Genomic DNA, 12,998 nt, shown 5'->3' with positions numbered 1-12,998 from the left:
AAAAAGCCTGCTTAAAGCAGGCTTTTTTTATTACTTCTTCTTTTGTTTTGCAGTAGATTGTTGTTTACCGTTCTCCTTCTGTTGAATAAGCGACCGAACTCGTTTGCTCAAAACTACGCGCAGATAAATCAATACGACCAAAAAGGCGATAGACAATCCTGTTACCAGCATGTTCCCGGCCTTATATCCTTCAAAACCACTGTAGATTAAAAACACAATGGCTAAACTTAAAACTATATTTAGAAAAAAATACTTTAACATATTATTTTTTTGTTACTCCTAATACCCGTTCTCTCCATCCACCGAAGAAATAGAATGCCCCACCAACAATATTCAATAAAACAATCGTCAAAGCCATAACCATCCGTTCAGTATTGGAGATCGTTCTTGAAAGCATGATTTCCCGTAGAACCAAAATCACCCATATTAGCGATAATAAGATCGAAAGGCTTCCCAGCATAGGGAAAACGCCAAGGTTAAATATTCGCGCCAACATGGCAACGATATAAAAAGCAAGACTAAACAGGAAAGCTTGTTTAGTCTGTTGCTCTAAATTCTTCATTTTAATAAACGTCTAACTCGGGGTCGATCTCCTCTTTCCAAGCCAATATTCCGCCCTTTAGATTTGACAGGTTGTCAAAACCCTGTTGTTCCAATAACATGATTGCCTGCGCAGAACGCTTTCCTGAACGGCATTGTACGATCACCGGCTTATCCTTTGCGATCTTATCAGCCTCGATCAATATGCCCGAAAGCGGTATATTCAATCCATTTAGATTTGATACTTCATATTCAAACGGTTCCCGAACATCAATCAATTGAAAATCCTCCTTGTTATCGATTTTATTCTTTAATTCTTCTACAGATACTTCTTTCATTTTCAAACAATTTAATAGTCAAATATACTACATTTTTTCCGCCCGCTGTCCACTTATAGAATTTTCCTTATCTTCATGCAGATATTACTGAGCTTTATATGAATTCAATACCTAAAATTATTTTATCCTTATCTTTGCTGGCAATTTCGGCAATTACCTATGGACAACAGGTTATTTCCAATCAGCAACGCCAAGATGTTAGCCGTATACTCCATACCTTGGCTGCTGACGATATGCGTGGTAGATCTGCACTCACAAAAGATATTGAAAAAGCAGCAGATTTTATTGCCGGCGAAATGAAAAGAATAGGTCTCACACCCTATGCAGAACAAAGCTATAGACAATCTTTTGAACTAGATAAAGTCTCCCCAGTGAGCAAATCTGCAACGGTAAATAACCAGGTTATTCCTGCAGATCACATTATTTCACTTGGCCACCAGATGGATTTGGAATGGGATAATAAAAGCGCTATAACTATTGTGAAAATAAAATCGGGGGATGATTTTTCCAAAGTATTTAGAGAACATTCTTTGTCCAAAGAAAATACACTTGTATTGGTAGATCCCTCTTTTGAAAACTATTTTGTCCGTTTTGGTCAAATGCTTAATTCGCCTAAATTTATCGAAGATGCTACAGTACAGAAACCTTCAATTGTCTATCTCCTGACAAAGGAAATCCCGACAACTTATAAAATTCAGATTAAAAAAGCTCTTCAAAAATTTCCACTGTTCAATGTGGCGGGCATTATTCCTGGAAAAAGTAAGCCCAACGAATACGTCATCTTTTCGGGACATTACGACCATATTGGTATTCTTCCGGCTGTTGATCAAGATTCCATTGCCAATGGAGCAGATGATGATGCCTCGGGCGTGACGGCAATGTTGACCCTCGCAGATTATTACAAAAAACAGAATAAGAATGAAAGGACTCTTATTTTCGTTGCCTTTACCGCAGAAGAACTGGGCATGTACGGCTCAAAATATTTTTCCAACCATATCGATGCCGACCAAGTAGTGGCCATGATCAATATGGAAATGATTGGAAAAGATTCTAAATTCGGCCCTAATACCGTGTACATTACCGGATACGATCAATCCAATCTGGGCCAATTGATGCAGGAGAATCTGAAAAATACGACCTTCAGATTCTACCCCGACCCTTACACTAAACAGAATCTGTTTTACCGAAGTGACAATGCTGTGCTAGCGGCCAAGGGGGTCCCGGCACATTCGTTCTCAACCTCCCAAATGGACAAGGATGAATACTATCACACCGTAAAAGATGAAGTATCTACGCTAAACGTTCAAAATATCATTTCGAGTATAGAAGCTATCGCGATAGGTGCCGCAGGAATTGTCGAAGGCAGACAAACACCTTCTCGAGTGGAAAAACTGAAAGATTAAGAAACAGCAGTCGCTTTGACCTCCTTCTGCATAACATAGTCGTTTAGTACATAGTCATAATAAGGAATATCGACGGTTTGAACTACTTTAAAGCCCTGCTTCAAATAAAAATGATAAGCAGGGTTATTCCTGTTGACATTCAGTTCAAGAATACCTCTTCCTTTTAGAACAGTTTTTTCTGAAGCGAAGTCTATCAGTGTTTTTCCGAACCCTTTACCCTGTACACTCGGCATCAAGTAGAGTTTTTCGATACGTACGCGATCTTCGAGCGTCTTCAATGCAATAAACCCTTGCCCGATACCATCTTCTTTCAATACATAAAAAAACTGACCATTGACCATACTTTCCGCAAGTCCTTCCACTGTATAATTTTTTTCCAGCATAAAGTCGATTTGATCTTGCGAAAGTACTTCAGCATAAGTAAGCGGCCAAATGATATAAGCCATATTGGAAATGCTTCTGATATCGCTTTGCTCCGCCAGTTCGATTGTTATCATGTGATCTTCTCTCCTATTAAAATGTATTTTACTTGGGAAAATTCAAGTATTAATAAGCCATCCTTTTCCATTTCGTATTCCTTATCATTTATCTTGATCAATCCCGTATACTTAATATCTTCGTCCTTATCAATGCCACCTATCAGAATTCGCTCACCTTCTGCCTTCCATTTGGTAAACCCTGTTGTCACAAAATAATAACGAAAGCCGTTGGACAAGAGAACAATATTTATCTGCTCAAGATAGGCCCGATAATAGCCTAAATCCAACTGATCCGAAACAATATTTACCGCTTTATATTGATGTGCTATAAGGTATTCGATCGCAGCTTTTAGAAAAGCAACATCATAAGAAATTACCTTTAGGTTCTCCTGAGATGCGTTAATGGCACTTTTTGTAAAAACAATATCGAACTTATACCCTCTGGCGTCCAGTAAATCCATTGTTCCTTCTTGGATTAAAATGGTTGGGCTCCATTCCAACAGCTGGCCCAAATCCTCTTCATCAATAAGAAAAAGATCTTCAATCAGTAATGCCGGTTCCTGATTTTCGCGGACAATATGGTGCGATGACATAGGTTCTATTTAACAACCGAGCCTACGCAAGGTAATGTAAGCCATCAATCCCGTACTAATTTCCAAAGCAGCCTCATCCACATCAAAGGTCGGTGTATGTACAGCCGAAGAGATCCCTCGCGCTGTATTACCTGTACCCAAACGATAAAAACAAGCATCGATTTCCTGCGAATAATACGAAAAATCTTCCGCTGCCGGCCATAGATCTAGGTCAACAACGTTTTCCTTACCGAGATATTCTTCTGCAAAAGCACGCGCACTTTTAGTGAGTTCAGGCTCATTGATTAGAAAGGGATATCCTTTACGAACTTCAAATTCACAGGTTGCCCCCATGCTTTCGGCGATTCCAACAGCAATTTTCACCATTCTTTCGTGGGCTTCAGCACGCCATTTCTCGTCAAATGTTCGAAATGTACCTTCCAAATAAACCTGATCGGGGATAATATTTGTAGCCCCATTAGCCATTATCTTTCCAAAAGATAATACCGTTGGTGTACGCGGGTCAGCAAAGCGACTGGCTACCTGTTGCAAAGCGGTAATAATCTGAGCTGTGATTACAATAGGATCGATATTCTGATGGGGGTGAGCTCCGTGTCCGCCTCTTCCTTTTACCGTCATAAATAGTTCGTCGCATGAAGCCATATATTTACCTTCACGGAATCCAACTTTTCCCACTTCTATAAAAGGCATTACATGCTGTCCTATAATGGCCGATGGAGCAGGGTCTTGTAATGCCCCTTCTTTTATCATCAAAGAGGCACCACCTGGTAAGCGCTCCTCGCCGGGTTGGAAGATCAATTTGATTGTTCCTCCAAATTCAGCTTTTAGGCTATACAATATTTTAGCTGTCCCCAAAAGAGAAGAAGTATGTACATCATGGCCACAGGCATGCATCACCCCTGGGTTTTTAGATCCATATGAACGCCCCTCCACTTCCTGAATGGGTAAAGCATCCATATCTGCACGCAATGCAATTACTTCATTGGAAGGTAGGTCACCCGTGATTAAAGCGACAATTCCTGTATCGGCTTTAGCCTCATAGGGAATTCCCAATTGATCCAGCTGCGATTTTACAAAAGCCGAGGTATTGTATTCTTCGAAGGAAAGTTCAGGATTCTGATGAAGATGTCTACGATTGGAAACCGTATCTTCAAAATATTGATGAGCTAGGGCCAGGACTTTTTCTTTCGTACTTGCCATAAAAGGTTGATTGAATTATTGATAGACAAAAACGTTCTCCGAAAATACAAAGACATTGTTAAAATATTGACGTAACTCGCGCATGAAGGCATTTGCCTCCGATCGACTTCTAAAATCTCCTACCTTGACGCGATAATTGGGTTCATCATAGGTGATATAAGTATCAATATCCTTATACATGTTTCGGAAACGTGTCTGCTCCGAAAACGCTTGATTTCTGCTCGAACCAGCAAATATCTGGACGCGAAAGCCTCTTACTTTGACCCTCGATGCCGCAGATCGGACAATGGGCTTAGCAGGTACTGCTGTCGCTTTGCTTTCGACAGGATTGATTCCCATAGCTGCCCTGAAATTTTGAAGCTGTGTAATCAACGTATCTTTGGTTACAATTACTCCACCTTTTTCCTGCGCCCTTGCTTGAACAACAGAAAACAACACAAGTACATGTACGAAAATCAATCCTCTCTTCAGCATAGTTTAACCTTTCTTATCGATTAGTTATTTGCGCCGTGGCAATTTTTATATTTTTTTCCTGAACCACAAGGACACTCGTCATTGCGTCCAACCGTATTTTCATTACGAACAGGTTCTTTTGGTCCATCGTTCACATCTTCTTCACTCACGCCTGTAGGTGAAGTCAACTCTGCTTTTGTTTCAACAGTTTTCACTGGAGCCTGCTGCACTTGTCTCGCTTGCATGGAAGTCGGCTCTTGACCAGGGATCTCCCCTTTGAAAATAAAGCTTACCACATCCTTATTCATGGAAGCCAGCATTCCTTTGAACAAATCAAATGCCTCCATTTTATAAATGATAATCGGATCTTTCTGTTCATAAACAGCGTTCTGAACGGACTGTTTCAAATCATCCATTTCACGCAAGTGCTCTTTCCAAGCCTCGTCGATTAAGGCTAGAACAATTCCTTTTTCAAAAGACTTAAAAACTTCTTTACCATTGCTTTCAATCGCTTTTTTCAAATTGGCCGAAACCTGAATGCCACGGATACCATCGGTAAATGGAATGACTACGTTTTCGACAATTTGACCTCTTTCTGCATAGACATTATTCAGAACAGGTACTGTCAAAGCACCAACGGCTTCAATTTTATGATGATAAGCATCGAGTGCATGCTCGAAAAGACGTTCGGTCAAGGCTTCAATTTTGCCTTGAGCAAATTCTTCTGCGGTAATTTCTGGTGTGATTGCAAAAATACGGATTACTTCAATTTGAAAATCTTCGTAGTTACCCTGTTCTTTCGCTTCAACGACAATTTCTTCAGCAACGTCAAAAATCATATTATTCAAATCCACATCTAAACGCTCTCCAAACAAGGCGTTTTTTCGTTTTGAATAGATGACGGTACGTTGTGAATTCATGACATCGTCATACTCCAATAGGCGTTTACGGATACCGAAGTTATTCTCTTCGACTTTGCGTTGCGCACGCTCAATGGATTTAGTCAACATACTATGTTGCATCACTTCACCCTCTTCGACTCCCATTTTCACCATGATGTTAGAAATCCGCTCGGAAGCAAATAAACGCATCAAGTTGTCTTCAAGTGAAACAAAGAATTGCGATGAACCTGGATCTCCTTGACGACCAGCACGACCACGTAACTGACGGTCAACACGACGAGATTCGTGTCTTTCCGTACCGATAATCGCAAGACCTCCAGCCTTTTTCACTTCCTCAGTCAATTTAATATCCGTACCACGACCAGCCATATTTGTAGCAATAGTCACCTGTCCAGGACGTCCAGCTTCAGCAACGATATCAGCTTCTTTTTGGTGTAACTTAGCATTCAAAACATTGTGTTTGATCTTACGCAGTTGTAGCATACGACTTAACAGCTCCGATATCTCTACAGATGTCGTTCCGACCAATACTGGACGTCCTGCATCGGTCAATCGTTGAATCTCTTCGGCTACTGCATTATATTTTTCACGTGCAGTACGATAAATCAAATCTTGACGGTCATCGCGTTGAGCCACACGATTGGTTGGAATCTCGACTACATCAAGTTTGTAAATTTCCCAAAGCTCTCCGGCCTCGGTCGATGCCGTACCAGTCATACCCGAAAGCTTGTGGTACATACGGAAATAGTTTTGCAATGTAATCGTAGCGTAAGTTTGTGTAGCATCTTCTACTTTCACATTTTCCTTCGCTTCAATCGCCTGGTGCAAGCCATCCGAATAACGGCGGCCATCCATGATACGACCTGTTTGCTCATCAACAATTTTTACTTTACCTTCATCAACGATATATTCAACATCATTTTCAAACAAGGTATATGCTTTTAACAGTTGGTTGATCGAGTGAATACGCTCTGCTTTGATTGAATAATCACGCAACATGTCTTCCTTTTTAGCGGCCTTCTCTTCCAAAGTCAACGAAGACTTTTCAATTTCAGCGATTTCAGTACCAACATCCGGTAATATAAAGAAGGAAGGATCTTCTCCAGTTGCTGTAATCAACTCGATACCTTTCTCTGTCAATTCTACTTGATTGTTCTTTTCGTCTATGACAAAATAAAGCTCCGCATCTACTTTAGGCATATTTTTATTTTGCTCCTGCATATAGTAATTTTCAACTTTTTGCAAGATAGAGCGGTTTGCACCCTCACTTAAGAATTTGATTAAAGCTTTATTTTTGGGTAAACCTCTATAAGCTCTTAATAGTGCTAAACCACCGCCTTCAACATCAGAATCACCGGCGGCCAATGCTTTTTTAGCATCATTTAAAACGGTATTAATATATGCTTTCTGAACGTGCACCAAGCGCTCAATACGTGGTTTCAATTGGTAAAATTCATGTTGATCACCACGTGGAATTGGACCAGAGATAATCAAAGGCGTACGCGCATCGTCAATCAATACGGAATCCACCTCATCGACCATAGCAAAGTGTAATTTTCCCTGTACCAATGCATCCGGAGTCTGAACCATATTATCCCGTAGATAATCGAAACCAAACTCGTTATTTGTACCATATACGATGTCCGATTGATAGGCCTTACGACGTTGTGGAGAATTTGGCTGATGTTTATCGATACAGTCAACAGACAAACCATGGAATTCAAATAATGGAGCATTCCATTCAGAGTCACGTCGAGCAAGGTAATCGTTCACCGTTACGATGTGCACACCTTGACCAGAAAGAGCATTTAAATAAGTAGGTAATGTTCCTACCAAGGTTTTACCCTCTCCCGTAGCCATCTCAGCGATTTTTCCGCTATGTAACACAATACCACCAATCAATTGGACATCGTAATGAACCATGTTCCAAGTGACTTCAGTACCAGCTGCCATCCATTTATTTTTCCAAATTGCTTTATCTCCATTGATGACAACATTTGGTTTGTAAACAGCCAGCTCTCTATCAAAATCGTTGGCAGTAACTTCTAATTCTTCGTTTTCCGTCAAACGTCTGGAAGTTTCTTTAACCACGGCAAATGCCTCCGGCAAAATATCCTTCAATACCTCTTCCAACTTCTTATCACGGTCTTTAGACAGCTTGTCCACTTGCTCGTAAATAGAAGTTTTCTTCGCCATATCGTCCTCATCTTCCTCCGCTTCCTTCTTTAGCGAATCAATTTCTTGGTCAATATCTGCGAGGTAATTCTTAATTCTTTCTTTGAAATCAACGGTCTTGGCACGTAACTCGTCATTGGTTAGATTTGAAAGCTTCTCATATTCAGCTTTGATTTGGTCTACCACAGGCTGAATTCCCTTGATATCTCTCTCGGATTTACTTCCAAATAATTTACTTAAAAACTTTAACATAATTTTTTTTCTATCTCAACTTAAGATTTTGTACAATAATGACTCCAAAGTAAAATTGCAGACAATTTGACACTAATCGGGCAAATTTAGTTATTAGATATGATATCTAACAGCTTAGGCCCATTTTTTTTACGTTATTTTTATTGAATATGTCAGTTCCCTAATTCTAACAGGAGGCCAGGATATATTTGTGTTCGTTTAGTGCATTTTACATGCTTTTTTGAACACAATATAAGGACCTATTGGTAGCAGCTAACTTATGACAAAAATAATTTCTTTTCCGAATGCGGTATAAAACCGAGTTCCTGAGCCTTTTCAAACATCTTGGTAATTGCGTTACGTCCTTCAATACCCAACGCTACTGAATATTTATTGACGTAAAGTTCGATATGCTTGTACATCACCTCTTCACTCATTTCCTGTGCATGTGCGCGAATAAACTCCAGACCAGACTTCGGATTGGCAAAGGCAAACTCAACACTTTCTTTCAAGATTGTATTCAATGTATCTTTTACTTCTTGCGGCAGACTACGTTTTACGACAATTCCGCCAAGAGGAATCGGAAATTTTGTCGTTTTCTCCCAATAGTCCCCGAGATCGACAACTTTATGCAATCCTTTTTCCGCATAGGTGAATCTATTTTCGTGAATAATCAATCCTAAATCAATAGAACCATCCAATAAGGCGCCTTCAATATCAGAAAAAACCAGTTCTATTTTATTTTTCAACTCAGGGAAAGCCAAGCTCAATAAAAAATTAGCCGTTGTATATTTTCCTGGATAGCCAATTTTCAATTGATCGAATGCTTCCATGCTTTCTGCGCGTTCCAATTTTTGTTGAAGTAATTTCGCCATCTTTGGATCTTTCGTAATTAGCATGGGCCCCACACCAAAGCCCAGCGCACTCCCTGCATCGAGCAATTCATAGTCCTCAACAGCATAGGCAAAAGCATGATAACTTAGTTTGGTAATATCAAGCTCGCCTTGAAAAGCTTTTAAGTTTAAGGTCTCCACATCGTGATATTCCACTTCAAAATCCAATCCCTTAGTATCTATCTTATGATGAATCAATGCATCAAAAATAAATGTATCATTGGGACATGGAGAAAATCCTAATGTTAATTTCATGTTGTACAAATTTTTCCCATCAATCCGATGAGTTTTACAAATTTAATCAAACCGTAATTTTATGCGTTATCAGATAGATAATCATCGCCAAGAAAGTACTTGCAATAATTCCCTTTCCAAGTTGATCGTTTCCCGACCGATAAGCAAAACGTAATAGCACTAAATTTATCAGTACGGCTATGGTATAGATAGCCATAGGCTTCTCGGGTAAAAAGTGAAGTGCAAGATCCGTGAAACGTACCAATATATGAGCCAATACTGGAAATGCAGCACCGATACCCAAACCTATCCAAAAATTATTTTTCACGTTTCCGACTGCTACTCTTTTCTTCAAGATGGTCAAAACTCCACGAATTCAGTTCAGGAATGGCATGATGCGCCGTCATATCAAACTGTGTAGGAACGACAGATACATAGCCATTGGCTAAAGCAAAACAATCGGTATCTTCTCCTCTGTCCTGCAACACAAATTTACCTGTTGTCCAGTAATAATCGCGATTATGGGGATCAATTCGTTCATCAAACTCCTCCACCCAATGCCCTCCAGCCTGCCTACAAATTTTAATACCTTTAAAACCCGAAGTTTGTGGAAAATTGACATTCAGCAGGGTATTTTTAGGGAGTCCGTTTGCCAATACCTGTTCAGTAATAGATATCACATAAGGCCTACAAGGGCTAAAATCAGCATCACGGGAAAAGTTATCTAACGAGAAACCAATGGAAGGAATCCCTTCGATCGCTCCTTCTACCGCAGCAGACATGGTGCCGGAATACAACACATTAATGGAATTATTGAGACCATGATTAATGCCCGATACACAGATATCCGGCTTTTGACCTTTGAAAACTTTATTGACAGCCAGCTTGACACAATCTACCGGCGTCCCTGAACACTGATACATTTCAACCCCTTCATATAAATTGATTTTATCTAAACGTAACGGCCTGCCAAGTGTGATGGCGTGCCCCATACCAGATTGTGCAGAATCTGGAGCAACGACGACAACATTTCCTATTTTCTGCATTTCCTCCAACAACACCTTGATACCTGGGGCTGTGATACCGTCGTCATTAACAACTAAAATATTGGGCTTCATATGTAAATTATTTTTTATTCATCGGGTCATCGTGTATATCCACCTCATTGCGATATTTCTCTATCCCCATTTACGAAGTTAGTAAATCTGAAACCGAGATGTAAATAATATTCATACAACCACCAATTATTCTTTCTAGTTATGCGAATACTACCAACATCTTATCAAAATAACACCAAATCTACCATTAACCCTGCTATTTAATCATCTTTATAAGGTAGTAGCAGGGGGTTAACAGGGGTAAACCCCTGTTAACCCCCTGCTATCCCCCTGTAAACCCCCTGTTATCTCCTTGTTAATATAGGAATTGGTGGAAAGTTGTTATACAAACATCCGGGCGTTAAATAGGAGCTTGCTGAGCAAAAATAAAACCCCACGGTGCTACGACATCGTTTGCGTAACATTGTATCGTTATTGATAAATATTAGTCTTAAATTTAGCATTCAAACAAAAAAATAATTCAGTTATGAGCGTTAATTTTGAATCCCGCTATGCAATAGGGCCCAAAGAATACAAAACTTTAGACACACAAGGATTAAGAGAAAATTTTCTAATTGAAAAAGTTTTTGAAGCAGATAAAATTCATTTTGTCTATACCCACTATGACCGCTATATGGCTGGAGGGGCGATGCCGGTAAGTTCAAAAATCAAATTAGAGACCATCTCGGCATTATTAAAAGAACCTTACTTCCTTTCGAGAAGAGAATTGGGTATTATCAATGTTGGAGGAAACGGACAGGTAGAAGTTGACGGTGTTACCTACGATCTGAATACCAAAGAAGCGCTCTATATTGGACAGGGGGCTCAGGAAGTATATTTTTCAAGCAAAGATGCCGCGCAGCCCGCAAAGTTCTATTTAAACTCAACACCTGCACATTGCAGTTACCCTACTAAAAAAGTAACGAAAGAAGATGCAAATAAAATAGAATTGGGATCATTAGAGACGTCCAACCACCGCACAATTAATCAGATGTTATTAAACAAAGTGGTACAAACTTGTCAGTTACAGATGGGGATGACCGAGTTGAAGCCTGGATCGGTATGGAATACCATGCCATCGCATACACATGATCGTCGTATGGAAGTCTATTTCTATTTTGAATTACCTGAAGGACAGGCTGTATCGCATTTCATGGGGCCTATTGATGAAACAAGACATATTTGGATGCAAAACGACCAAGCTGTCATTTCACCGCCATGGTCTATTCACTCAGGGGCGGGAACTTCAAATTACACCTTCATATGGGGTATGGCCGGCGAAAATCTAGATTATGATGATATGGACAAATGTGCTATTACAGAATTGAAGTGATATGAAAAAATTATTAGTATTAAGTTTAGCGCTTGGGCTCTCAACGATTGCCTTATCGCAGAATAACAAAACAATTACCGTAAGCAACCCCAGTGCTAGAAGTAGAATGGAGCTGGTCAGTATTCCCTATGCAACCTTCGAAAAACATTTCGATCTAAAGGGTGGTGTGTTTACAATTGTCGATAAGGATCAAAAAGAATTAGCTTATCAGCTTGAAAAATTAGGAAAGAACACAGCTCAAAACGTATTGATACAGATCGCCATCCTACCCAAAAGTTCATTGACATTTGGTGTGAATGGCAATAAGCCCACCGCATTTTCCTCCAAAACCTACGCGAGATATATCCCCGAAAGGAAGGATGATTTTGCATGGGAAAATGACATTGCAGCATTCAGAGCCTATGGAAAGGCTCTAGAGGGCAGCTCCGAAGATGCACAAGGTTTTGATTTTTGGGCAAAGCGGACCAATGATCTTGTTATTGACGAATGGTATAAAACCGGCGATTATCATGCTGATCACGGAAAAGGCTTGGACTATTATTCCGTTGGACAAACTTTAGGGGTTGGCGACGCGACACCATTCTTTGGCGAAGAGGTCGTATACCATAAACATTATCGCCAGTACGAGGTATTAGATAATGGTCCTTTACGCACCACATTCAAACTTATTCATGAGCCTGAACGTGTAAAAGGCCAGCAATTACAAGTTGAAAAAACGATTTCTTTAGACGCTGGCAGCCAATTGAATAAAATAAGCTATTCGGTCAAAAACACCACGTCGGGTTCCACTCCAGTTGTGGTGGGAATCGCTAAGAGAAAAGAAGAAAAACCTCAAGTTTTAAACGATGAAAAAAATGGGATTTTAGCGTATTGGGAGCCTGCCGAAGGAGACAAGATTACAGGCACTGCTGTTATTCTTCCAGATGTAAAGTATGTATTTAAGGATAGCCCGAAACAATTTTTACTAGCCACAACGGTCAAAAACAATAAACCCCTTGTTTATTTTGCAGGTGCTGCTTTCAACAAAGCGGGTAAAATAACCAATTTTGACCAGTGGCAGTCCTATGTCAAAACATTCAGAAATAATTTAGATCAACCATTAACAATAAAATATTCAAAATAATGTC

At 39.9% G+C, this 12,998-nt stretch carries 14 protein-coding genes; 3 read left to right on the top strand and 11 right to left on the bottom strand.

Translation table 11 applies throughout. From position 1 onward, the window contains the following. Positions 1–30: 30 nt before the first annotated feature. Genes VXM68_RS05375 through VXM68_RS05365 form a run of 3 tightly spaced genes read right to left on the bottom strand, consistent with a single transcriptional unit; the run spans position 31 to position 878 of the window. Positions 31–261 carry a DUF6358 family protein gene (locus tag VXM68_RS05375; protein WP_294185608.1) on the bottom strand — a complete coding sequence of 77 codons (231 nt, stop codon included), beginning with the start codon at positions 259–261 and terminating at the stop codon, positions 31–33. Between the two features lies 1 nt (position 262). Beyond that, on the bottom strand, positions 263–562 hold the full coding sequence (locus VXM68_RS05370) for a hypothetical protein (RefSeq protein WP_367210649.1): 300 nt from the start codon (positions 560–562) through the stop codon (positions 263–265). 1 nt (position 563) lies between these two features. Then, the gene (locus tag VXM68_RS05365) at positions 564–878 is read right to left on the bottom strand and encodes a rhodanese-like domain-containing protein (protein ID WP_293955916.1); all 315 of its coding nucleotides are present in this window, start codon (positions 876–878) and stop codon (positions 564–566) included. A gap of 98 nt (positions 879–976) precedes the next feature. Between VXM68_RS05365 and VXM68_RS05360 the strand changes: the two genes are divergently transcribed. Beyond that, positions 977–2,281, top strand: a complete 1,305-nt coding sequence (locus VXM68_RS05360) for a M20/M25/M40 family metallo-hydrolase (RefSeq protein WP_367210648.1) — start codon at positions 977–979, stop codon at positions 2,279–2,281. Here the strand turns inward: VXM68_RS05360 and VXM68_RS05355 are convergent. From VXM68_RS05355 to surE, 8 genes are all read right to left on the bottom strand, one after another. Then, entirely contained in the window at positions 2,278–2,778 is a 501-nt protein-coding gene (locus tag VXM68_RS05355; RefSeq protein WP_367210647.1) for a GNAT family N-acetyltransferase, read from the bottom strand. The two genes, VXM68_RS05360 and VXM68_RS05355, sit on opposite strands and share 4 nt — an antisense overlap. Continuing rightward, entirely contained in the window at positions 2,775–3,353 is a 579-nt protein-coding gene (locus tag VXM68_RS05350) for a hypothetical protein (protein WP_294185612.1), read from the bottom strand. The genes VXM68_RS05355 and VXM68_RS05350 overlap by 4 nt, the downstream gene beginning before the upstream one ends. A gap of 9 nt (positions 3,354–3,362) precedes the next feature. Next, positions 3,363–4,553, bottom strand: a complete 1,191-nt coding sequence (locus tag VXM68_RS05345; protein ID WP_294185613.1) for a M20 family metallopeptidase — start codon at positions 4,551–4,553, stop codon at positions 3,363–3,365. A gap of 15 nt (positions 4,554–4,568) precedes the next feature. After that, positions 4,569–5,027, bottom strand: coding sequence for an SPOR domain-containing protein (locus VXM68_RS05340; RefSeq protein ID WP_294185614.1), 459 nt, complete (start codon positions 5,025–5,027; stop codon positions 4,569–4,571). Positions 5,028–5,047: 20 nt separating this feature from the next. Next, complete coding sequence (gene secA / locus VXM68_RS05335; protein ID WP_293955910.1) at positions 5,048–8,335, bottom strand: preprotein translocase subunit SecA; 3,288 nt, start codon at positions 8,333–8,335, stop codon at positions 5,048–5,050. Positions 8,336–8,592: 257 nt separating this feature from the next. Beyond that, positions 8,593–9,462, bottom strand: a complete 870-nt coding sequence (locus VXM68_RS05330; RefSeq protein WP_294185615.1) for a 1,4-dihydroxy-6-naphthoate synthase — start codon at positions 9,460–9,462, stop codon at positions 8,593–8,595. Between the two features lie 46 nt (positions 9,463–9,508). Beyond that, on the bottom strand, positions 9,509–9,769 hold the full coding sequence (locus VXM68_RS05325) for a hypothetical protein (RefSeq protein ID WP_293955907.1): 261 nt from the start codon (positions 9,767–9,769) through the stop codon (positions 9,509–9,511). After that, positions 9,759–10,559, bottom strand: coding sequence for a 5'/3'-nucleotidase SurE (surE, locus tag VXM68_RS05320; RefSeq protein ID WP_293955906.1), 801 nt, complete (start codon positions 10,557–10,559; stop codon positions 9,759–9,761). Before surE ends, VXM68_RS05325 begins: the two co-directional genes overlap by 11 nt. A 466-nt stretch (positions 10,560–11,025) precedes the next feature. Here surE and kduI point away from each other — a divergent pair, with 466 nt between their 5' ends. Then, a complete protein-coding gene (gene kduI / locus VXM68_RS05315; protein WP_293955905.1) occupies positions 11,026–11,871 on the top strand; it encodes a 5-dehydro-4-deoxy-D-glucuronate isomerase in 846 nt (281 codons plus the stop codon). Position 11,872: 1 nt separating this feature from the next. Then, entirely contained in the window at positions 11,873–12,994 is a 1,122-nt protein-coding gene (locus VXM68_RS05310; RefSeq protein WP_367210645.1) for a DUF4861 family protein, read from the top strand. Positions 12,995–12,998 lie beyond the last annotated feature (4 nt).

The sequence above is a fragment of the Sphingobacterium sp. R2 genome, from assembly GCF_040760075.1.
GTDB lineage: Bacteria > Bacteroidota > Bacteroidia > Sphingobacteriales > Sphingobacteriaceae > Sphingobacterium.
Note: the sequence above shows the minus strand (reverse complement) of the source record. Positions and strands in the feature narration are given on the sequence as shown.